Source organism: Bradyrhizobium daqingense (genome assembly GCF_021044685.1).
Taxonomy (GTDB): domain Bacteria; phylum Pseudomonadota; class Alphaproteobacteria; order Rhizobiales; family Xanthobacteraceae; genus Bradyrhizobium; species Bradyrhizobium daqingense.
Genome location: NZ_CP088014.1, coordinates 6118009 through 6139265, shown reverse-complemented (window position 1 = coordinate 6139265; position 21257 = coordinate 6118009). Strand labels below are relative to the sequence as shown.

The window sequence follows — 21257 nt, the reverse complement described above, 5'->3', positions numbered from 1 at the left end:
CCTGATCCCCGAAGGTCTACGAAATCCAGTCAATCTTCGCGGCCTTTCTGGGAACCGGCGCCACTGCCATTTTGGGATGCCCTACGATGATGGGCGCGGCTGGCACGGTCGTGCCGGCAAGCTTGAGCGACGACTTCCCCTCCGACGTTCCAAGCCAGCCCTGTGCAAACCCGATCCAGCATGTTCCCAACCCGACGGCGCAGGCCGCCAGCATCAAATTCTCCGCCGCGAGAGCACAATCCTCAACGACCCATGGGCCCTCGGGTGCCGAGATCACGACCAATGCTGGAGCGTGATAGAATATGTCGAAGTCGGGATTTTCGAGAATGCTTTGGAAGTGATGCGATGCCAACGCCGCAGCCGAGGTCTTGAGCATATGGGCCTTTGCCTCGCGCGAAATGCGCGAGAGCAGCGCTTTGTCCCGCACGATCGTAAACAGCCATGGCTGTTGATTGACGGCGCTAGGCGCCTGGATGGCAGCATCGATGAGTTGCCGCAACACCTCCTCGTCCACCGGCTGCGAGGTGAATTCGCGTACCGCGCGCCGACTATAGATTGCTTCCTTGAGATCCATGGCCGTCTCCATTTGCAACCAATGAGCTAATCCTGACGCGCCCGTCATTTCTCGGCTTGATGTCGATCAAATCGATGGAGCCGCAACGGTCCTAGGCTGAATGATTGGAGGTTGATGCTGGATGCAGGAGCCGCCATCATGGGATCGTTAGCGCAAAATCCAGATAGCTCTGATGAGGTGAAGTCGTTTCCCGCGCTCCGGGCAGAGATGGTCAAGCACAATATCGCCGCGCGCGGCGTGCGTGACGAACTCGTTCTCGAGGCAATGGGCAAAGTGCCGCGCGAGCTGTTCCTGCCGGAGAGGCTTCGCGAGTTCGCCTACGAAGACTCGCCGCTCCCGATCGCCGGGGAGCAGACCATTTCTCAGCCCTACATCGTCGCTTTCATGGCGGAAGCGCTCATGCTCAGGGGCGGCGAGAAGGTGCTCGAGATCGGCGCCGGTTCTGGTTACGCCGCCGCGGTGCTGTCGGAGATCGCGGCCAATGTCTACACGGTCGAACGCCTCGGCACCCTCGCGAAAAAGGCGGCGGTCACACTTGCCGAACTCGGCTACGATAACGTCCACGTCCTGCATGGAGACGGCACCAGAGGCTGGCCCGAACATGCGCCCTACGACGCCATCGTGGTGGCCGCCGGCGGTCCGCAGGTTCCAAAGGCGCTCAAGGAACAGTTGAAGATCGGTGGCAGGCTGGTGATTCCGGTCGGCGTCGATCAGCACACCCAGGAATTGGTACGCGTCATCCGTGTTTCGAAGGACGAGTATCGCAACGAAGACATTGCCGATGTCCGCTTCGTTCCATTGATCGGAGAGGAGGGGTGGGCGGCTGCAAGAGGCGAGACCCGCGCGCCCGTGCGACGAGCGTTTCGGCCGGTCGCTCCGGATGAGGAAACGCTGGTCCGTAATCTCGCCGACGCCGCTGAATCGTTTCCATCCATCGAGGCGGCCGATCTTGGCCCGCTGATGGAGCGTATCGGGTCGGCGCGCATCGTGCTGCTCGGCGAGGCGACCCATGGTACCTCCGAGTTCTACCGGATGCGCGAACGCATCACCCGGGATCTGATCGTCAAGAAGGGCTTTCGCTTCGTGGCGATCGAGGGAGACTGGCCGGACGCCGCCCGTGTCGACCACTATGTGCGGCATTTCGAGTATCCTCCGTCGGAGTGGACTGCGTTCGCGCGGTTTCCGACCTGGATGTGGCGAAACACCGAGGTACGCGATTTCGTCAGCTGGTTACGAAAGCACAATGGCACGGTGGACAAGAGTGAGCGCGTCGCGTTTCACGGTCTCGATCTCTACAGCCTCTACGATTCAATTCGGTCGGTCCTGAACTACCTCGACGAAGTCGATCCTGCCTCGGCGCATGTAGCCCGCGAGCGCTATGGTTGCCTGACGCCGTGGCAGCGCGACCCCGCTACGTACGGCCATGCGGCGCTGACCGGATCCTATCCGACTTGCGAATCCGACGTGGCGCGCGCGCTCACTGATCTCCTGGCCAAGCGCCGGGCCTATGCCGAGCACGATGGCGAACGGTTCCTCGACGCCGAGCAAAATGCCCGTCTGGTGGCCAACGCCGAGCGCTACTATCGGATCATGTATTACGGCTCGCGCGCGTCATGGAACCTGCGCGACAGTCATATGTTCGACACCCTCAAGAACCTGCTGGCATTTCATGGGCCGGACAGCAAGGCGGTGGTATGGGCGCACAACTCGCATGTCGGCAACGCGTCGGCGACTGAGATGGCCGCCCGCGGCGAACACAATATCGGCCAGCTCTGCCGTAAGGAGTTTGGCGCCCAGGCGTATCTGGTTGGCTTCGGCACCCACGGCGGCACCGTCGCCGCGGCATCCGATTGGGGCGGCCCGATGGAGGTCAAGACCGTCCGCCCGTCGCTTCCCAACAGTTATGAACAGCTGTGTCACGCAGTGGGCCTTCCGCGCTTCATGCTTGGTCTGCGCGGTCGTGGCGATCTCTGCGGTTCAAAGGGTCTTGGCAAGGAACGGCTTGAGCGGGCCATCGGCGTGATCTACAGGCCCGAAACCGAACTTGCGAGCCACTATTTCCAGGCCAATTTGCCGCAGCAATTCGACGAATACATCTGGTTCGACGACACCCGGGCGGTGACTCCGCTGGACACGGCCGAGATCGTCGGGCTTCCGGACACTTATCCATTCGGGGTGTGATCTCGTGATGAGCAGTTCAAGAGAGAAAGTGAATTGTGCAAGGATGATCAGAGGGCGCCGGCGCCCATAGCGAAGCATGAGCCGGAGCTGCCCGCACCGGACCGAGTCCTTAGCGCCCTGAAGACGAAGCCGGTCGACCGGGCGATCGCGGATGCCATTGAGGACGACGAGGTGAGAGAGGCACTGCTCCACCGGAACAAGCGCCCCTAGCCCGCGTGTCGCATGTGAATTCGCGTTTCAGCGTGGCGTGAGCGTCACTGACGAAGAAGTTAAGCTGATCAACTTGGAGGGCGCTGAGGGTGAAGATTCGGGTCGGCTACGAGATGATTTACGACTTTCCTCAGCCTACACCCATGATCATGGTGTTGGGCGCTCATTTCACGCGGGCTTCAGATGTGATTGTGCCCGACTATCTGACGACGGATCCCTCCGTTACGATCGTCCCATACCGTGATGGCTTCGGCAATTGGTGCAGCCGCATCGTTGCCCCACGCGGCCGGATGCGCCTGGCGGCTGACGGTATCATTCGCGACGCAGGCTTGCCGGATGTCGTTGTGCCCACGGCACAACAACATGCGATCGAAGACCTGCCGGCAGAGACGATCGTCTATCTTCTTGGTAGTCGCTATTGCGAAACAGACCTGCTGTCCGATGTCGCGTGGAAGCTTTTTGAGAAGGAGCCACCTGGATGGGCGCGCGTTCAGGCGATCTGCGATTTCGTTCACAATCACATTCAATTTGGCTATGAGCATGCGCGCTCAACAAAGACGTCATGGCAAGTCTTCAAAGAGGGCAAGGGCGTTTGTCGCGACTACGCGCATCTGGCCATCACCTTCTGCCGCTGCATGAACATTCCGGCAAGATACTGCACCGGCTATCTGGGCGACATCGGTATGCCCCCGCCATATGCTCCAGGCGATTTCGCCGGATGGTTCGAAGCTTACATTGGCGGGCGTTGGTACACGTTCGATCCGCCCAACAACATCCCGCGTATCGGACGCATCTTGATTGCTCAGGGGCGTGACGCTGCTGACGTCCCGATTACCCATACGTTTGGGCCCAATACCTTGGTCAGTTTCAAGGTGTGGACCGACGAGATCAAGTCATAGCAATCGGCGAGCCGATGCCGCCTGCCGATGCGGGGGGCGGGCGTTGATCAGTGTTGTGGCGGCACAGGCCCCAGCAGCCGTGTATGAGCTTTTGATCTGCATCAATCGCTCCTGTCGCGTCTCAAGCAGAATGCACAAATGTAGTCGCCTAGTGTGGGGCATCAGATGCGGCGTCGCGTCAAGCAGACGAAAGCTCTGGAAGAGCGCCTTGGCGAAGAGGCGAGGCGATTGCGTCAGCAAGCAAAATTGCTGGCTGCTGGCCCTGAGCGCGAAAGACTGATACGCAAGGCCCGGCAGGCTGAAAGTGGCTTGCAGATCAGCAATTGGCTGCGCTCACCGGGTCTTAAGCCGCCGGAGTAGTTCTCCGCAACTAGGAACGGTGGCTGCTGGAATACCAAACTTGTTATCGTTGGTATTGGAGTAAGCCATGAGCAATGCGTGCACGCCTCCAGGACAAGAGCCCGTTCGACCGGAGCCATTTCGACAGCCGGAGGATTGCCCCCGCGCATTTTGCGTTGCGATCGAGGCGGGGCAGAAGGAAGTCGAAAGGCTAAAGCACATTGAGGCCCAATTGCGAGACGCTCTTGCGCGTGAACGAGTGCTGCTGGATCAGAAAGACGAATTAATTAGGCACAAGGATCTGATGAGCCGCGAGTCTGATCATAGACTGATGAACGGCCTTCAGATGGTTGCAAGCTTGCTTTCACTGCAAAGCCGGGAAGCGCCGAACGCTAAGGCTGCCGATCAATTGAAGATCGCTGCAAATCGCGTCGCCACAATAGCCAGCGTACACAAGCGCCTTCATGCTCTTGATCACGTCGGAAGTGTCGAGCTCAAGAATTATCTTGAGAACCTCTGCCACGACCTGAAGGGGATTCTTCCGGGCGGGCATCGGAATCTTGCAGTCGAAGGGATTGCGGTGGAAGTGCCGACCACGATCGGAGTACCGTTGGGATACATCGTTAGTGAGCTTGTTACGAACTCCGCCAAACATGCCGACGGAAAGATCACAATAAGATTGGGCATGAGTGCGGGAGGCTACGAACTCTCGGTCTCTGACGACGGCCCCGGCTTTCCAAAGGGATTTGATCCAACGAAGTCGAAAGGTCTCGGGATGAAGATCGTTTCATCCTTGGTCAATCAAATCGGTGGGCAGGCAATCTTCGGCGCAAGTCCTTCCGGGCGAGGCGCGCGTTTCACGGTGCGGTTCACGCTCAACAAGCTATCAGCATCCGTTGCAGAGAGCGCTGCTCCGAAGAGCGTATTATCTGACCTGGATGATCAGCGAATGCCTGTATCTGTAAGCACGCGGCCGATGTGTCCGGTGTGTAAGCACCGGATGGCATTGGCACGCGTCTCGCCTGGCAAGCGTGGTTTCGAGGAGCGTACATTTGAATGCTCGACCTGCGAACGCACGGAAGTGGCGTCTTTCGCCGTGGATCCAATGAAAACAGATGCTGTCGGCTGGCTGGCAGGCGAGTTGAGGCCGACGCGCTAATTCGACGACGGCTTTGTGTGACAGAAGGCAGCTATTTCTTCGGCGCCTTCGTGGGTGCGACGTGGGGTGTTGTCGAGCAACAAGAGCTGCGAAAGCCGAGAGCGGGCACGGTTTACGCGACTCTTTATCGTCCCGACTGCGCAGTGACAGACTTTTGCTGCGTCTTGATACGAAAATCCGGATACACCAACCAGAGTGAGCGCTTCACGCTGATCAATCGGGAGCTTTGCGAGCGCATCACGGAGTTCTTGGAATTCCAGATGGCTGATCTGATCGGGTTGCGAATCCAGCTTTTCGGCAGCGCGCCCGTCCACGTCTTCCACCTCGCGCCGTCCTTTGCGGTACTCCGACCTGAAATGGTTTCTTAGAATCGTGAACAGCCACGCCGACATGTTGGTGCCCGGCTGAAACGAGTGAATGTTAGATAGCGCGCGCAGCAGTGTCTCCTGCACCAAATCGTCGGCGCGGTCTCCATTTCGGCACAATGAAATCGCGAAAGCGCGAAGACTTGGGACGGCAGCCAGCATTAAATCGCGGGATGCAGACATTGGCCTCGGCAGGAGTGTGTCTCGCTGGTCAACCTGACGGACCAAGGAAGGTCGCGGGATAGACAAGGAGGGTGCTGGTTGAATTGCGACGAGGCCGATTGCGGGCAACTCCGCTGAGCCGGTCGAACGAACGGCAATCATCAAATATACTCCAGGTGTCCTGATCCGGCGGGCACCGCGCCTTTTGGCAGGTATTGGATTGAGTTCTCATGTGGGTACTCCAACCCCAAATAGCCATGCATGAGTTCAGGCGCGTCTGTCGATATTCGGTGTAACCGCTCGGTAGCCTAACCGGCGATTAGGCCGAGCTAACGCCACATCGGCACGGTAAATTCGGTCGAAGTCGATTGCAGGGGTGCAGCCGCTTTGACTGCCCAGTTCAAACGGCACCCGCGAGTTTCATACCCAGAACTGGTTGACCCAAATCAATATTGAACTTTCAAATGTCCGATCTGATCTCGATGCTTCCAAGCGGATAAAGTCCGCGGCTGATAGAGATGGAGCCCGGTGATGAATTTCATGAAAATTCTGCTCGGTGCGGGTTTGGTTGCCGCAGCAACGTCAGCGCTCGCGGCCAATGTCACCGGTGCAGGCGCGACCTTTCCGTTTCCGTTGTATTCCAAGTGGGCCGACGCCTACCACAAGGAGACCGGAAACAATCTGAACTACCAGTCGATCGGGTCCGGCGGTGGTATCAAGCAGGTCCAGGCCAAGACCGTTACATTTGGCGCCACCGACATGCCACTAAAGGCCGAACAGCTCGAGAAGGATGGGCTGACGCAGTGGCCGATGGTGATGGGGGCGATCGTTCCCGTGGTCAATCTCGAGTCTGTAAAGCCTGGCGAGCTGGTGTTCGACGGCGAAACGCTGGCCGACATCTATCTCGGCAAAATCACGAAGTGGAACGATTTGGCGATCAAAAAGCTCAATCCTAATGTGACGTTGCCGAACGAAGCGATTGCGGTGGTGCATCGTTCTGATGGTTCAGGCACGACCTTCAATTTCACCAACTACCTGTCCAAGGTCAGCGCGGACTGGAAGTCCAAGGTCGGCGAGGGCGCCGCCGTTGAGTGGCCAGTCGGCGTCGGCGCTAAGGGTAACGAAGGCGTTTCCGGGAACGTCGGCCAGAGCAGAAATTCGATCGGCTATGTGGAGTACGCCTATGCCAAGCAAAATAAGATGACCTACGCCGCGATGGTCAACAGGGTTGGCGCTATCGTGCAGCCAAACGTGGAGACCTTCCAAGCCGCCGCCTCGAATGCCGACTGGGCCAAGGCCCCAGGCTATTACTTGGTCCTCACTGATCAGCCTGGTGAGAGGTCGTGGCCCGTCACCGCAGCGACCTTCATCCTGATGCGCAAGGAGCCGTCTAACAAGATAGCTTCCGCGGAGGCTATCAAGTTCTTCAGATGGGCATTCGCGAAGGGCTCCAAGACGGCCGAGGAACTCGACTATATTCCCATGCCTGACAACGTGATTAAGTTGATCGAGAAGACATGGTCGAACGATATCAAGAGCTGAGTGCAATTGTCGTGGACCCCAAGGTATCAAATGGTCCATTGATCTAGTCCAATTGACACGATGCAAACCTACCGCTCAATGCGTTGTGGCGACTAAGGCCCCGGACGCCTCTTGTTGAGGGCAATTTGGCAGATGCACGGGCGGCATTACCCGCGCGTCGATAGTCAATTGAGTCGCGGAGCTGTCGCTCGCCACAGCCACTTGCGGAACGAACGAGCAATCACCATATAGAACTTATCGAGTTTCGGCCGAACGACTTGGCCTCGCCGCTTAAAGCGCGCCTGACTGACGACCCTCCCTCCAGATCTCGAATTCGCATGCTGCGCCGAGCGCGGCTTCAAACACTTATCCTAAAGGACGATCACCCATGAATACGGGAACTGTGAAGTGGTTTAACGGCCAAAAAGGCTTCGGCTTCATTCAACCAGACCAGGGAAGCCAAGATGTCTTCGTTCATATCAGCGCGGTTGAACGCGCCGGCATGGGCAAACTCGATGAGGGACAGAAGGTCTCTTTCGACATCGTTGCTGACCGCCGGACCGGCAAGTCTGCAGCAGAAAACCTGCGAGCCGCCTAAGCTCGCAATCGGTGCCATGCTGCTTTGACCTCGGATGTACTGGCAGAGCCTCTGGTTTCGCAACCCCGCGACCGGTTTACCGGCCGCGGGGTTGTTTTGCGACCGGTCTATAAAGACTGCCCAACTGGCGCTTGAGCCGCTTCCTTACTGCGATAGCCGTGGACCAAAGCGATGCGGTCGCAAGAGTATTGTCTGCCGACGTTGATCCAACGTCGTCTCGAGCGGGAGCGATAAAGTGGCATCTGCCGCAAACGTCCCCATATAAGATGAATGACAAAATGGCAATCGAGCGCGCGGCAGCCGCACAGGACGAAGGCTGAACTCCGTCAGATGCTGACCGAAGCGGTCCGCAATACGCCCAGTGCGGGCCTGCGACCAAAGCCCTTGGCGAAACGCGACGGCATTGAGGATCGGACGTCGGCTTGCGTCGATTAAGCGGCCGCAGTCGTCACGGTTCCTAAACTCATACCGAGCAAAGACTTTCGAAAATCCGTGAAGGAGTAGGATGCGCAAGTTTCCCAAGCCCACTGAACAAGAGGCCGACGAGGGGCCCCAGAAGGTATCCTTCCAGATCGCGAATGGGAATACGCGTCAAACCTGCATTTTGCAAACCGCTCTCCCGACCAAAGCGCAGGCCCAGAAGTACCTAATGGCGAATTGGCCGATGATTGAAAAGATGGCTCGCGACGCGCTCGCGGCGGGGGCCGCTGAAGACGGCAAGATCAGGCTGACAGTGGGCTGTGCGGCGTGACACGGAAGCGCGATGGCATTTCTCGCGAGAAGATCCGGCGCTGTCGCTCGCCTTTGAGGAGGCTCTTAGCAAGGGCCACAATTCGCGGTGGCCAGCGGTTAGATAGTCGAACTGTATCGGCGGGTAAAGGGCCCTGAGATCTCAGACTCCCCAAGGACGGCGCGAGAGTTGAGTTTCTTAGCCCAATAAGGTTCGGGCCCTCGTAACGGCATCATAAAGTTCGATCTTGAGCATCGGGTAAGTGGATTTGAGCTGACGACCCGATGCTTCGGCAGCTTCGGCCGTATCGAACTCAGACTTGAAGTGCCCGTCGACTATGATCACAAATCCCTCCGTCGGCGGCCGGTCGGCACGGGGCGTCCTCTGTTCGGGCTCGTCAATCGAGTGAGCTGGCTTATTCATCGGAACTCTCATCGTATCGCAGAAGCGCAGCCGGCGGCTCTTTAGACCGACAGCCCACTCAGCAGCGGAATCTCGTCAGGGCATCGAAAGAACGGGATGACAACACCCGGAGACCGCACCAAGCTTGTCCGGTCCGGGTCTCCGGTTTGTTGCGACGACTGTGCAGGATCAGGCAGCCTTGCCCGGCGCCGCCGCTGTATCCGATACCGGGCTCGCGCTCGGTGGAGCGCCTGTTTTGATTTCGATCGTCTTGGTAGTCTTCACGGCCTTGGCAGGCTTCTTGATGGCGAGATGCAGCACGCCCTTGTCGAAATGAGCTTCGACGGCTCCATCTTCCGGCTTGAAAGGCAGAGACATCGATCGATAGAAGGAGCCGTAGCTGCGCTCCTCGACATGCCAGTCCTTTTCATCTTTCGTGCTCTCCGCCTTTTTCTCGCCGGAGATGACCACCTGATTGCCGTCAAGGCTGACCTTGATATCTTTCTCGTCCACGCCGGGAAGCTCGGCGGTCACCTCGAAGGCATCCTTGGTTTCAGCCACATTGATTGCCGGCACGCCCGCCCCGATAGTGCGAGATGGCAACCCCTGATTGAAAGCGCGAAGCGCGTCTTCCATGTCACGTCGCATCGTCCTGAATGGGTCGAATACGGATTCCTGGCTGGTAGTCCACAATCTCGGAAGGCTCATTTGTTCTCTCCCATGGGCTGAAGGAATGTCGAGATAGTGCTGCGCCTGTGCGCGACGGCGTTGATGTAGCGCAAATTGGCTGGGTTGCTTGAAAGCGGAAAGGCCACATGATGAAGCATGCGGGCGAGAGTGCACGTGAGTAAGAGAGTGCACGTCAGTAAGGTTTACCCAACGAGCAGAGCATGTCCGGCCGGCTCAACCAGCGCTCAGAAGTTCTTGTTCTCGTCTTCCGTGCCAAGTGTTAGGCTGATGCCACAGCGCGGTGTATTTGGGAGTGGTGCAATGGAGCGCTATATTCACAACGAGAACATACGCCGTTATCGCAAGCTCCTCGAGGAGGAGACTAACGAGGATAAACGAGCCGTCATCCGAAAGCTCCTGGCCGAGGAAGAAGCGAAAGACGTTTCGTCAAATCCAGCAAAGAATGATCACTCAAGGCATCCGTGAGCAGAAGGAAGGCCGTGGTCGCCTGTTGGCCCTGAGGGATAAGGGCCCTCAGTTGCCCTTACTGTAGTTCGTTGCGTGCTTCCCATCCGTTCCGCGCAACTAAGCGGCCATCGTGTGTTCATAAATTGCGGGGGGCGTCTTCCGACAACAGTGCCTCGTAAGGTGATCGACTACCTCGTCGACATAGTATGGCTTAGCGAAGCAAGGGACGCTCTGAAAGCGTTTCGGGATCGTGTCTGCGCTGTAGCCGGTCGCGAAGACGAATGGTACGTGCCTCCGAACCAGATCGTCAGCTATGGAATATGTAGCTTCACCCCGCAATCTGACTTCCATCACCACTGCGTCGAGGTCGTGGTTTGCGGCGCACGCTTTTGCTTCGTCTAAAGCTGGAATTGGGCCTATCACAGTCGCCCCGCGATCTTTCAACGCCCTCTCCAGATCGTCAGCGAGGAAGTATTCGTCTTCCAGGACGAGAATGCGACAGTCCTTCAAACTCGCGCTATGATGCCATTGCATGGTGGCAATTTCCTCCCGCTTATCTTTGTTTTGATAAGGAGGCATTTTCTCAATGAGGGTGTTGACGCGCATCAATCGGGTAGAGCCCCTTGCTCTTTTCGCTTTCGTCGGGATCGTTCTCCACCCACGGCGCCGCCGCATGCGAAAGCAAAGTCATGTTTGAATATCGCGGCCGACATGACCTAAGTCTTATCCGGCACCGCCTTGGCCTCGATTGCCGCGACAAGCTCGGGCGCAAGGTGCGCGGATAGGCGCTGAATGATGTTGAGGAGCTGCAGGATTTCCTGCTCACGTAAGGCGTCGATCTTGTTGTGCAGCAGTTCGATCTCGAGTTCAGCTTTCACATTTATCCGGTAGTCGTGTTCTGCATGCCTGCGGTCAATTTCAGATTGGCGGTTCTGGCTCATCATAATGATTGGCGCTGCGTAGGCCGCCTGGAAGGAGAGAACCAAGTTCGGCAAAATGAAGGGATAAGGGTCCCAATGTTTGATAAATGCCATCATGTTCAGCATGATCCAAATGCCGAGAAGGACGCTTTGGATGATGATGAAGTGCCAAGAACCAACTGTTTCAGCGACCCGGTCGGCAAACATCGCGCCCGGCGTCAGTGCGAGCTTTGGTAAGTTGCGGGCTGGTTTCTGCGTCCGGAGTTCTCGCAGCCGCTCCTGGTCTTCTGGACTGAGGTGGACCTTGTGAGTTTGCTCATTGGTCATTTGTTGCATCCACAGTTTGAGAGGGGTCTGCCGGCCACGTGACGAAGCCAGTATTACCATCAACGGCTGTTGCCTGATCTCTATTGCCGAAAATCCGTAAACGTGAAATGGGCGGGCTCTTGTGGCAAGGTTAGTAGCTACCAAAGCCGGCGAGGCGCCTGTGTGGGCCGCGACGCCGGGTTCGCAACGCCGCGTCGCCAGGAGAGGAAGGAACGGTCCGAATGACTATACCAGCGAAAGCCGAGGGGCCACCGCCGCCCGTCTTCGTTTTGGAGATCGACGGTCAGCCGATTCTGGCGTTCAGAGCTGCGACGATCCGTCAGGCCAGAGAACTCGGCAAAGAGGACTGGCTGCAAGAGGACTTGAAGCGAATGATGATCGGCCACAGGGCGCTTTGGAATGGGAAGTCACCAATCAGGGTGCGTCGCGCCAAGCCAGCAGAAGAAGTGTACTACGTTGACGCGAAAACGGAGAATGCTGCCGGTGACTTGCCCTTGGTCTATCTGGTTCGGCGGGACGATCAAGCGGATACAAATAGTCCCGTCACCCGTGGATCATTTCCGCCCCGGAGATAGTTTCGAACACTTTATCGGGGACTGGCTCACCTGATTTACGAAAGAGATGATCGCGCTGCTGCACGGAAGCGACTTTCCAACGACGTCCCATTCAGCGGCCAAGTGTTTCGAGGAAATTCTCGCGCCATGTCGTAATGCTATTGCGACGCAGCACCACCATCATGGCCTGCCAACGCTCGCGGCGCTCCTCAAGCGGCATCGCCAGCGCATTCCGCAATGCTTCGGCGACGGCGTCTGGGTCATACGGATTGGCGAAGACGGCAGCGTCGAGTTCATAGGCCGCGCCCGCGAAGGGCGAGAGAATGAGCACGCCGGGATCGTCGGGGTTTTGTGCAGCGACGTACTCCTTTGCAACCAGATTCATACCGTCGCGTAAAGGAGTGACAAGAGCGGCGTGGCTGAGCTGGAAGAAGCCAGCGAGCGAGCGTTGTGAAAAGCTCCGGTTCAAGTACTGGATCGGCGCCCAATCGAGTTCGGCGTAGCGACCGGCCACGTCGCCTGCCAACGCACCGAGCCTCTGCCGCAGCGCACGATATTCAGGAACGTCGCTGCGCGTTGCGGTGGCGATCTGCAGGAAGCGGACACGGTTGCGATATGCGGGATAGTGTTCGAGAAAGCCGGCGAACGCTTTGAACCGGTGCTCGAGGCCCTTACTGTAGTCCAACCGGTCCACCCCAATGATGAGCTGGCGCCCCCGCAGGCTCTCCTGCAGCCGTCGCGCCGTTCGTGACGTCACAGCGCGACTGGCCATTTCGGCAATGGCTTCAGTATCGATCCCGATCGGGAAGGCGCCGGCGCGAAGAACGCGATCGAAAGCCTGAATCTGGCCATCGGACGAAACCTTGCCTCCTGCACGGCGAACGATAGCGTCATGGAAGGCGGTCAGATCCTCCTCTGTTTGGAAGCCGACGAGATCGTAAGCGCACAGTGATTTCAGCAGGTCGCCGTAGCGGGGAAGGGTCTCCAGCACACCCAAAGACGGAAACGGCGTATGCAAGAAGAATCCGATCCGTTGTGTGGCTCCGGCGCGACGAAGTTCCTCGGCCATCGGGATCAGATGATAGTCATGGACCCAGACGAGGTCACTCGGCATAAGCAGGGGCGCGAGGGCGTCGGCGAGCAGGGCATTCACCCGTCGATAGGCGGCCAAGTCCCGGCGGGTAAAGTTAATGAGGTCAAGACGGTAGTGGAATAAGGGCCACAGTGCCGCGTTCGAGAAGCCGCTGTAGTAACCATCATGGTCCGCGCGGGTAAGATCGACGGTAGCGTACGTCACTCCCTCGGTCTCAAAAACGTTCGGCTCTGGTGCTGTTTCTCCAAGCTTGCCACTCCACCCGAACCATAACCCTCCAGCCTGATGCAGAGCGTCGACGAGGCCCGTCACAAGGCCGCCGCTGCGCTGCGCAGCTTTTCCCGGCAAGGCGACACGGTTGGAGACGATGACCAAGCGGCTCAAGCGGGGTCCTTTCCGAACCGGCAACGCAGATGACCGACCCGGTCACATCCGCCGGAGCCCTGGCGGCGACGCATGGATATCGAGCGGCAAGATCAAGGCGTTACTTGCAAAACATACAGATCTTCTCACGGGAAATATAGAATACTCTGCAGACGAGCCGAGCTGTGGCCGCCGTCTAAAACCGATCTTCGCAGCTGCAGCATTCTCGGTGCTGGACGGATTGGTGTTGGGGATCGGCCCGCTCTCGACCGAATGGCGCTTGCCTGCGATATGTGCGATTATCCGGCATGGTCAAAAAGAAGGGTCGAAGGACAGCGTCGGAAGAAGAAATGGCAACCGCTCTCGACCGTTGGGACGAGGAAGGCGGAGCGCAGGAGCTGGCGTGGCCTTTACCTTATAATGCGAGCGATTTGCGGGACGTGGAGCGCAGGGTCCTGGAATGCCTGGGTGCCGCCCTTGTCAGCGAATGGAATGATCTGCCTACTGACGTCCAACGCAGGCTCTTCGAGCACGCGGCCTCGGGAAAATCGCACGACGCCATCGTGTTGAAGACGCGGATTGCCCGTTTCCTGCACGATCATAAGGACGCCTCACGTGAGCGCTGACAGCCAAGCTCGGCACAAGGAGCACGGTAAGCGGATTGCTTCACCATATAACGCCAATGCGAAGCTGTTTGTGAAGGACAGCCGATCATGACTACGCGCTCGCGACGCGAAACGGTTACCTTCAGGCATCCTTTCCGGATCAAGGGGATCGACCGTCTCCTGCCTCCGGGTGCGTACGAGGTCATCACCGATGAGGAGATGATCGAAGGATTGTCGTTCGCGTCGTTTCGCCGGGTTGCCACTATGATCATGGTGCCAGCGGCGTCGCCGCGCGGTTCAACGATGGAGATGATTTCCATCAGCCCGGTCGATTTGGCTGACGCGCAGCGGATTGATGCCGACGCGCCTCACGAGTGACGAGCCGCTCGATCTCGACAAGCACCGCCGAACCGTGGTGCTCTGAGCGAATATCGTTTGCGGACGGTCTTGTTCGTCCTCCCGCGGCCGCTTATGTGCTGACTAGGGTCTGTACCTAAATAGCGCCACGTGATTCTCTTGCCTACGTGTTGATTCGGGGGCGAGAGAATGCGCGCTGGTTTGTTTTGGCTGAACGACAGGCAATGGGCGCGTATCGAACCGCATCTGCCGAGGGGACTGACGGGGCCGGATCGGGACGACGACCGACGCATCGTCAGCGGCATCATTCACATGCTGCAATCGGGTGCACGATGGCGTGATTGTCCACGTGAATACGGCCCTTACACGACGATCTACAATCGCTTCAATCGCTGGGCCAAGCGAGGACGATGGTGCGCAATCTTCGAAGCGCTGGCCAAGCCTGGCGAAGACGGCGTCGTACTGTCGCTCGACTCGACCTCGATTAAAGCTCACCGGTGTGCCTCCGGCGGAAAAGGGGGGAGCACAATCAAGCAATCGGCCGCTCGCGCGGAGGCCGCACGACAAAAATCCATGCGCTGAGCGATCCGCTCTGCCGGCCGGTCGTCCTGCATCTGACTCCAGGCCAGGATGCCGATGTCGCTGCGGCTCCCGATGTCCTGGCGCTCGCGCCACCCATGAGCGTGCTCCTCGCCGACAAAGGGTATGATGGCGACAAGCTTCGCGGCGAAATCATTCGTCGTGGCGCCAAGCCCGTAATCCCCAATAAATCTAACCGTGTCGTCATCCATCGCTTCAACAAACGCGCCTACAAAGGACGAAATGTCATCGAACGCTGCTTTTGCAGGCTCAAGGACTTCCGGCGCATCGCCACGCGATATGACAAGCTCGCCCGTAATTTTTTGGCCGCTGTTCATCTCGCCGCTCTCGTCGCATATTGGCTCAATTGAGTCTGGACCCTAGCACTCGTTAGCCGCGATTGCCATTTCGTCCAAAGCACAACAACAGAAAATGGGAGGAAAGCACGAAATTCCGTCCGCTTCACGATCGCGTCGTGGTCAAGCGATCGAAGCCGAAGAGAAGACCACCGGTGGAATCATCATTCCGGACAGCGCCAAGGAAAAACCCCCGCAGGGCGAAGTCCTGATGGCTGCGACAAAGCCGGCAAGCTGCTTCCCATCGATCTCAGGGTTGGCGACCGCGTTCTGTTCGGCAAATGGTCAGGCACCGGTCAAGCTTGATGGTCATGGCCTCTGATCATGAAGGAAAGCGACATTATGGGCGATCTCACTGAGCTGCCTGCCGCAACGAAGAAGGTCGTCTAAACGCCAGTCTGTTTTCCTTATCCTAAGCAGCCAGCGTCTCGAAGGAGAAGGATAAGTCCTGCAAGTTGAAATCACGTCCCTAAAGAGCTCGCGCGAGTCGCGCGGTCTTTCGGATATGACAGTTGAAAACGGAGATCATCATGTCTGCCAAAGAAGTTAAGTTCGGCGTCGATGCCCGTGACCGCATGCTGCGCGGTGTCGATATTCTCAACAGTGCGGTCAAGGTCACGCTCGGTCCGAAGGGCCGCAACGTCGTGCTCGACAAGTCGTTCGGCGCTCCCCGCATCACCAAGGACGGCGTCACCGTCGCCAAGGAGATCGAACTTGAGGACAAGTTCGAGAACATGGGCGCCCAGATGGTGCGAGAGGTCGCCTCCAAGTCGGCAGATGCGGCCGGCGACGGCACCACCACCGCGACCGTGCTCGCGGCTGCGATCGTCCGCGAAGGTGCGAAGGCGGTTGCCGCCGGCATGAACCCGATGGACCTCAAGCGCGGTATCGACCTTGCGGTGGAAGCCGTGGTCGCCGATCTCGTGAAGAACTCCAAGAAGGTCACCTCGAACGAGGAGATCGCCCAGGTCGGGACCATTTCGGCCAACGGCGACGCGGAAATCGGCAAGTTCCTCTCCGACGCCATGAAGAAGGTCGGCAACGAGGGCGTCATCACGGTTGAAGAAGCCAAGTCGCTCGAGACCGAACTCGAAGTCGTCGAAGGGATGCAGTTCGACCGCGGCTACATCTCGCCCTACTTCGTCACCAACGCCGACAAGATGCGCGTTGAGATGGACGACGCCTACATCCTCATCAACGGAAAGAAGCTGTCTCAGTTGAATGAACTACTTCCGCTGCTGGAAGCCGTCGTCCAGAGCGGCAAGCCGCTGGTGATTATCGCGGAAGATGTCGAAGGCGAAGCGCTCGCGACCCTGGTCGTGAACCGCCTCCGCGGCGGTCTGAAGGTCGCGGCCGTCAAGGCGCCGGGCTTCGGCGATCGCCGCAAAGCCATGCTGCAGGACATCGCGATCCTGACCGGCGGCCAGGCGATCTCGGAAGATCTCGGCATCAAGCTCGAGAACGTCACGCTCAACATGCTCGGTCGCGCCAAGAAGGTGATGATCGACAAGGAGAACACCACGATTGTCAGCGGCGCCGGCAAGAAGGCCGACATCGAGGCGCGCGTCAACCAGATCAAGGCGCAGATCGAGGAGACCACCTCGGACTACGACCGCGAGAAGCTCCAGGAGCGTCTCGCCAAGCTCGCGGGCGGCGTCGCGGTGATCCGCGTCGGCGGCGCGACCGAGATCGAGGTGAAGGAGCGCAAGGATCGCGTTGATGACGCGATGCATGCGACCCGCGCGGCGGTCGAGGAAGGCATCCTGCCGGGCGGTGGTGTCGCCCTGCTGCGTGCCTCCGAGCGTCTCAAGGGGCTGCGCACCAAGAACGACGACCAGAAGACCGGCGTCGAGATCGTGCGCAAGGCGCTGTCGGCTCCCGCCCGCCAGATCGCGATCAACGCCGGCGAGGACGGCTCGGTGATCGTCGGCAAGATCCTGGAGAAGGATGAGTATGGGTATGGCTTCGACTCCCAGTCCGGCGAATACGGCAACCTGGTCAGCAAGGGCATCATCGACCCGACCAAGGTCGTTCGTGTGGCGATTCAGAACGCGGCTTCCGTTGCGGCGCTGCTGATCACGACCGAAGCCATGGTGGCCGAATTGCCAAAGAAGAACGCCGGCAGTGGCGGCATGCCGCAAGGTGGCGGTATGGGTGGGATGGATTTTTAGTCCAACTCGGTCAGAGCTCAACAATAGCGAAGGCCCGGCAAAAATGCCGGGCTTTTCTGCAGGAATCAGCTCAAGCGGCGCTCCAACTTTCAAGTTTTCCGTCGACGCCGAGCCGCCTGGTCAACGTCTCGCTTACTCGAAGCGCAGCGCCTCGACGGGATCGAGCCGGTCGACCACTAAGGAATGGTGATATTCTGGAATTGCGCCGGCCGGCGCAGCCGATACCGGGGGGATCAGAGTCGACCCAGCAGCAGCAATACGACCAGGATGACCAGGATGATGCCGATGACCCCCATGCCGCCGTGGCCGAAGCCATAGCCGTAGCCGCCAAAGCGGCCGCTGAAGCCACCGAGCAGGAAGATGATGAGGATGATCACGAGGATAAGTCCGATTGACATCGTCCGACTCCTTTGGTGCGATCTTGGGGATATGGGCTTCTTGGCAGTGCGAGTTAGCGCGCGTCCTCAAGCTCCGAGGGCGGCTGTCGAGGGCATTGTTGGGAAGAACGTAGTGCTATTTTTTTTCGATCGAAATGCCACGCTCGCCGATGCTGATCTCGACGCCAGTGGTTTTCTGCCGTTCCCGGTAGACTTGATAGCCTAGTATCCCCGCGACGACGGCGAGCCCGCCGATGACGAGGTAAAGAATATTGCGAGACATGGTCCGGGATTCCTAATTTGTGCGTTCGCTTACGATGGGGCCTATCGAAGCTTACGAGGCAGTCACCAAATCATGTTGATGCAAATCAACGGACTCGAACGAGACATCGGCTGTAGTTTTAGACGAATGAGCCCTCAATCGGCGTTGATCGAGATCCCAGTCGTCTGATCGAAAGCGCAAACAGGAGTTGAGAATGTTCGGGCTGAAACGACCAACTCGCATTGATCTCCGTGCCAACGACGCGGCTATCGTCGTTCGGGAAAATGGTGAGATGGAAATGTTTATCCGGCAGGCAAAGAGTGACGAGGAACTTCCGCCCAACCAGGTTGTTTTGGCCCTGTTTGGAATGACGTTTCACGACGAGCGGGTGCGCAAGCTGCTAACGCAGATTGTAAAGGAGAAGGAAAGCCTGACATGACGTCGCTGAAGGTCGCCGTGCGCGCGTCGCCAGGTTAATCATAGCTGTTAAAGGACGACGAAGTTACATCAGAACGTGCCGCATTGTTTCGCTGTCGATTACGCGCGGGCTAGGACCAGGGGTCAAAGAGCCATTTCCCGCCGAGGACGGTCTCCCAGACCACCACCAACTCGATAGCCAGCACAACGATGCTGGCCAACATTGCGATCGAAAGCAAGATCCCGTCCTCTTCAAGATACGCCAACGAGATGAGCGCGATCACGAGGGCGGGGACGATGTTGCTGAGAGGGACCGGCGTGAACAGCAGGGTGATGTTCAGCAGCACGACGACGGCGCCTACAACACGCTTGGTTGCATCGAGCGGAGTCGGCCAACGCGGATGAATCAACTTCTCAAGAGACCTCAACACAGGCACAGCCCGCAGTACTAGTGCGGCGAGGTGCATGGTCGGTATTGGACGGGCGGCGATACGGCGCGGAAACACCGGCATGTTCTGGCCCAGAATCATCTGGAACGCAGGGACCATGAGTAGCAGGCCAGCGACGATCGAGACGCCCGGCGCAACGGCGACTATAGCGAGTAGCAGCATGATGAGTCCGAAGGAACGCCGGTGCATGCGGCTCATCAGCCAGTCGAGGGTAAAGTGATCCGCCGGCGCCTCGTCGTGAAGCCGCTGCAGCAAGACAGAGGCAGGGACGAACGCAGTGGCTTCGGCGGGCAGCGTCAGTTCCGCCTCCTCTCTTCTCTCTTCGTTGGCGTCTCGGTCGAACGCAATGGTAAATTCAACGAACTCAAATGCGCCGACAGACGCGACCGGAGCATCGCAAAACGTATGAAATAAGCGGCATTTCAAGCGGGCTCATCACCGGCGCGCCCGGCGACCGCCTGATCAAAGTTTGCCGAGCAAAAGCAAGATCAGCAGAATGACAATCACAAGACCAAGACCTCCACCGCCGTAGTAGCCAGTACCGTAGAACGGACCGCCACCGATCCCACTGAAGCCGCCCAGCAGCGCGATGATTAGAATGATCAGAATAATGGTCCAGATTGACATTTGAGTCTCCCTTTACGGATGGTCGTGACGTCACTGTCTCGAACTTGCCCAGCTTGTGGACGACCCACTCAGTTCCTAGTAAGGAACTCATCTTGTCGCAAAGTAGCAAGGCCTGTTTGACGCAAGTCAAAAATGCAGGCGCTTAAGCGGATGCCATTATGGTCCGATCTTCAGCAGCCAGTCGTCGAGCCGCTGCAGCCATCGTCGAGGCGGAGGTGGCGCAGGCGGCGGTTTGAGCTTGAGGCGGTCACCGTCACGTCCATGAACGAGCTGAAGCGTCCGGGTATGATAGACGGCCAGATCCGGCCGATGACCGATGCTCAACACGGTGGTCTGCTTCAGCTCATCGTCGAACAGAGCCATGACGCGGCGCTGGCTGTCCTCGTCGAGCGCGGCCGTCGCTTCGTCCAGAAAGACCCATGCCGGCTTGTGCAGGAGAAGGCGCGCAAAAGCGAGGCGCTCCTGTTCGCCGAGCGAGAGCTCCTTGTCCCAGCGCTCGGTCGTGTCGAGCTTGGGAATGAGATTGCCGAGATCGCACCGCTCCAGGGCCTGTCGCACATCCGCATCGAGGAAGGCATCGGGCGGGCTCGGATAGCTCAGGGCGTTCCTTAGAGCCTGACCGAAAAAGGTGAGCGGCTTTAGCGGGCTTGTGCTTCCTTCGGATTTGCAAAGATTCGAGGGAGGACACCATGCCGTGGACCAAAGCCGCTCGTATCAAGTATCAGCGCAGTGGGCTGCGTTACGCAAGCGATCTGACCGATGCCGAGTGGGCGCTGATCGCCCGGAAGATGCCGCCGCGACAGCGATTGGGCCGGCCGCGGAAGGTCCATCTGCGCGATATTGTGCAGGCGATCTTCTATGTTCTGTCGAGCGGCTGCCAATGGCGCGCCTTGCCGAAGGGGTTCCCGCCTTACTCGACGGTGCAGGGCTATTTTTACGCCTGGCGCGACACGGGTAGATGGCAGGAGATCGTCGAAGGTTTGGTTCGGAAGGAGCGCCGGAGATCAGGGCGAAAGTCCACACCGACAGCTGCCGTCATCGATAGCCAGACCGCCTCGACGACGGAGGCCGGCGGGCCACGCGGGTTCGACGCCGGCAAGCGCCTCCAGGGGCGCAAGCGCCATATCGTGACCGACACCAACGGCCTCTTGCTGGCGGCATATGTTCATCCCGCCAACATCCAGGACGTCCATGGCGCCGTTCCCCTGTTGGAGGACTTGCGAGGCCGCTTCCCAAGGCTCAAGCATGTCTTTGCCGACCGGATCTATCGCGGCAAACAGCTCGTCAACGCACTCTCAGACTGCGGACCGTGGACGATCGAGATCGTCGAGCGACCGCACGGGGTCAAAGGCTTCCAGCTCCTGCCCAGGCGCTGGGTCGTCGAACGTACCTTTGCATGGTTCGGCAGATGCCGGCGTCTCTCCAAAGACTTTGAAGGGTCTGCCGCCACCGAGCTTGCCTGGCTGCTCGTCGCCCATCTGAGGCTTCTAACTCGCCGCTTGGCCCAGCCTTGAAGCCGTCTA

Annotated in this window: 25 protein-coding genes and 1 pseudogene; 15 read left to right on the top strand and 11 right to left on the bottom strand. The window is 58.6% G+C overall.

Annotation, left to right across the window (positions count from 1 at the left end; translation table 11 throughout):
- Positions 1–16 precede the first annotated feature (16 nt).
- Positions 17–574, bottom strand: a complete 558-nt coding sequence (locus LPJ38_RS29340; protein WP_167520788.1) for a nitroreductase — start codon at positions 572–574, stop codon at positions 17–19.
- 138 nt (positions 575–712) lie between these two features.
- Here LPJ38_RS29340 and LPJ38_RS29335 point away from each other — a divergent pair, with 138 nt between their 5' ends.
- The 4 genes from LPJ38_RS29335 to LPJ38_RS29320 all read left to right on the top strand — a co-directional run bounded on the left by LPJ38_RS29335 (position 713) and on the right by LPJ38_RS29320 (position 5362).
- Positions 713–2755, top strand: a complete 2043-nt coding sequence (locus LPJ38_RS29335; protein WP_145642568.1) for a protein-L-isoaspartate(D-aspartate) O-methyltransferase — start codon at positions 713–715, stop codon at positions 2753–2755.
- A gap of 299 nt (positions 2756–3054) precedes the next feature.
- Positions 3055–3864, top strand: coding sequence for a transglutaminase-like domain-containing protein (locus LPJ38_RS29330; protein ID WP_145642532.1), 810 nt, complete (start codon positions 3055–3057; stop codon positions 3862–3864).
- A 165-nt stretch (positions 3865–4029) separates the two neighbouring features.
- On the top strand, positions 4030–4224 hold the full coding sequence (locus LPJ38_RS29325) for a hypothetical protein (RefSeq protein ID WP_145642534.1): 195 nt from the start codon (positions 4030–4032) through the stop codon (positions 4222–4224).
- Between the two features lie 67 nt (positions 4225–4291).
- Complete coding sequence (locus LPJ38_RS29320) at positions 4292–5362, top strand: sensor histidine kinase (RefSeq protein WP_145642536.1); 1071 nt, start codon at positions 4292–4294, stop codon at positions 5360–5362.
- On the opposite strand, the gene LPJ38_RS29315 is transcribed toward LPJ38_RS29320, so the two are convergent.
- Positions 5359–5910 (bottom strand): sigma-70 family RNA polymerase sigma factor, encoded by a 552-nt coding sequence (locus LPJ38_RS29315; RefSeq protein ID WP_145642538.1) that lies wholly within the window; start codon positions 5908–5910, stop codon positions 5359–5361. The genes LPJ38_RS29320 and LPJ38_RS29315 overlap by 4 nt on opposite strands.
- 510 nt (positions 5911–6420) lie before the next feature.
- Here LPJ38_RS29315 and pstS point away from each other — a divergent pair.
- The 3 genes from pstS (at position 6421) to LPJ38_RS29300 (ending at position 8759) form a co-directional block, all read left to right on the top strand.
- Complete coding sequence (gene pstS / locus LPJ38_RS29310; protein WP_145642540.1) at positions 6421–7431, top strand: phosphate ABC transporter substrate-binding protein PstS; 1011 nt, start codon at positions 6421–6423, stop codon at positions 7429–7431.
- Positions 7432–7798: 367 nt separating this feature from the next.
- The gene (locus tag LPJ38_RS29305; RefSeq protein WP_145642542.1) at positions 7799–8008 is read left to right on the top strand and encodes a cold-shock protein; all 210 of its coding nucleotides are present in this window, start codon (positions 7799–7801) and stop codon (positions 8006–8008) included.
- 505 nt (positions 8009–8513) lie between these two features.
- The gene (locus LPJ38_RS29300) at positions 8514–8759 is read left to right on the top strand and encodes a hypothetical protein (RefSeq protein ID WP_145642544.1); all 246 of its coding nucleotides are present in this window, start codon (positions 8514–8516) and stop codon (positions 8757–8759) included.
- Positions 8760–8936: 177 nt separating this feature from the next.
- On the opposite strand, the gene LPJ38_RS29295 is transcribed toward LPJ38_RS29300, so the two are convergent.
- Both LPJ38_RS29295 and LPJ38_RS29290 read right to left on the bottom strand, forming a co-directional pair.
- Entirely contained in the window at positions 8937–9161 is a 225-nt protein-coding gene (locus LPJ38_RS29295) for a hypothetical protein (protein WP_145642546.1), read from the bottom strand.
- A gap of 168 nt (positions 9162–9329) precedes the next feature.
- Positions 9330–9848, bottom strand: a complete 519-nt coding sequence (locus LPJ38_RS29290) for an Hsp20/alpha crystallin family protein (protein WP_145642548.1) — start codon at positions 9846–9848, stop codon at positions 9330–9332.
- A gap of 282 nt (positions 9849–10130) precedes the next feature.
- On the opposite strand from LPJ38_RS29290, the gene LPJ38_RS29285 reads away from it, so the two are divergent.
- On the top strand, positions 10131–10295 hold the full coding sequence (locus tag LPJ38_RS29285) for a hypothetical protein (RefSeq protein WP_167520789.1): 165 nt from the start codon (positions 10131–10133) through the stop codon (positions 10293–10295).
- A gap of 698 nt (positions 10296–10993) precedes the next feature.
- Here LPJ38_RS29285 and LPJ38_RS29280 read toward each other — a convergent pair.
- Both LPJ38_RS29280 and LPJ38_RS29275 read right to left on the bottom strand, forming a co-directional pair.
- Positions 10994–11524: a DUF1003 domain-containing protein gene (locus LPJ38_RS29280; RefSeq protein ID WP_145642550.1), complete on the bottom strand. Its 531-nt coding sequence runs from the start codon at positions 11522–11524 to the stop codon at positions 10994–10996.
- Between the two features lie 666 nt (positions 11525–12190).
- Positions 12191–13555, bottom strand: a complete 1365-nt coding sequence (locus LPJ38_RS29275) for an alpha,alpha-trehalose-phosphate synthase (UDP-forming) (RefSeq protein ID WP_145642554.1) — start codon at positions 13553–13555, stop codon at positions 12191–12193.
- 287 nt (positions 13556–13842) lie between these two features.
- Here LPJ38_RS29275 and LPJ38_RS29270 point away from each other — a divergent pair, with 287 nt between their 5' ends.
- From LPJ38_RS29270 to groL, 5 genes and pseudogenes are all read left to right on the top strand, one after another.
- Entirely contained in the window at positions 13843–14160 is a 318-nt protein-coding gene (locus LPJ38_RS29270) for a hypothetical protein (RefSeq protein WP_145642556.1), read from the top strand.
- Between the two features lie 87 nt (positions 14161–14247).
- Complete coding sequence (locus LPJ38_RS29265; RefSeq protein WP_145642558.1) at positions 14248–14517, top strand: hypothetical protein; 270 nt, start codon at positions 14248–14250, stop codon at positions 14515–14517.
- A 168-nt stretch (positions 14518–14685) separates the two neighbouring features.
- A protein-coding gene (locus LPJ38_RS29260; RefSeq protein ID WP_231088440.1) for an IS5 family transposase occupies positions 14686–15446 on the top strand; the annotation gives its coding sequence in 2 pieces (ribosomal slippage) (positions 14686–15025 and positions 15025–15446; 762 coding nt in all).
- A gap of 29 nt (positions 15447–15475) precedes the next feature.
- Positions 15476–15821 (top strand): annotated as a pseudogene (locus tag LPJ38_RS29255) (co-chaperone GroES).
- Positions 15822–15961: 140 nt separating this feature from the next.
- Positions 15962–17602 (top strand): chaperonin GroEL, encoded by a 1641-nt coding sequence (gene groL, locus LPJ38_RS29250; protein WP_231088439.1) that lies wholly within the window; start codon positions 15962–15964, stop codon positions 17600–17602.
- A 233-nt stretch (positions 17603–17835) separates the two neighbouring features.
- Here groL and LPJ38_RS29245 read toward each other — a convergent pair whose 3' ends face one another.
- Positions 17836–18000: a DUF3309 family protein gene (locus tag LPJ38_RS29245; RefSeq protein WP_080660040.1), complete on the bottom strand. Its 165-nt coding sequence runs from the start codon at positions 17998–18000 to the stop codon at positions 17836–17838.
- 115 nt (positions 18001–18115) lie between these two features.
- Entirely contained in the window at positions 18116–18262 is a 147-nt protein-coding gene (locus LPJ38_RS29240) for a hypothetical protein (protein WP_167520826.1), read from the bottom strand.
- A 193-nt stretch (positions 18263–18455) separates the two neighbouring features.
- Here LPJ38_RS29240 and LPJ38_RS29235 point away from each other — a divergent pair, with 193 nt between their 5' ends.
- On the top strand, positions 18456–18680 hold the full coding sequence (locus tag LPJ38_RS29235) for a hypothetical protein (RefSeq protein WP_145643215.1): 225 nt from the start codon (positions 18456–18458) through the stop codon (positions 18678–18680).
- A 109-nt stretch (positions 18681–18789) separates the two neighbouring features.
- On the opposite strand, the gene LPJ38_RS29230 is transcribed toward LPJ38_RS29235, so the two are convergent.
- The 3 genes from LPJ38_RS29230 to LPJ38_RS38025 form a co-directional block, all read right to left on the bottom strand.
- The gene (locus tag LPJ38_RS29230; protein ID WP_208750708.1) at positions 18790–19533 is read right to left on the bottom strand and encodes an exopolysaccharide biosynthesis protein; all 744 of its coding nucleotides are present in this window, start codon (positions 19531–19533) and stop codon (positions 18790–18792) included.
- Positions 19534–19569: 36 nt separating this feature from the next.
- Positions 19570–19734, bottom strand: coding sequence for a DUF3309 family protein (locus LPJ38_RS29225; protein ID WP_082755843.1), 165 nt, complete (start codon positions 19732–19734; stop codon positions 19570–19572).
- Positions 19735–19890: 156 nt separating this feature from the next.
- Positions 19891–20292 carry an ATP-binding cassette domain-containing protein gene (locus LPJ38_RS38025; protein ID WP_158644845.1) on the bottom strand — a complete coding sequence of 134 codons (402 nt, stop codon included), beginning with the start codon at positions 20290–20292 and terminating at the stop codon, positions 19891–19893.
- Between the two features lie 131 nt (positions 20293–20423).
- On the opposite strand from LPJ38_RS38025, the gene LPJ38_RS29215 reads away from it, so the two are divergent.
- The gene (locus LPJ38_RS29215) at positions 20424–21248 is read left to right on the top strand and encodes an IS5 family transposase (protein WP_231088438.1); all 825 of its coding nucleotides are present in this window, start codon (positions 20424–20426) and stop codon (positions 21246–21248) included.
- Positions 21249–21257: the final 9 nt, after the last annotated feature.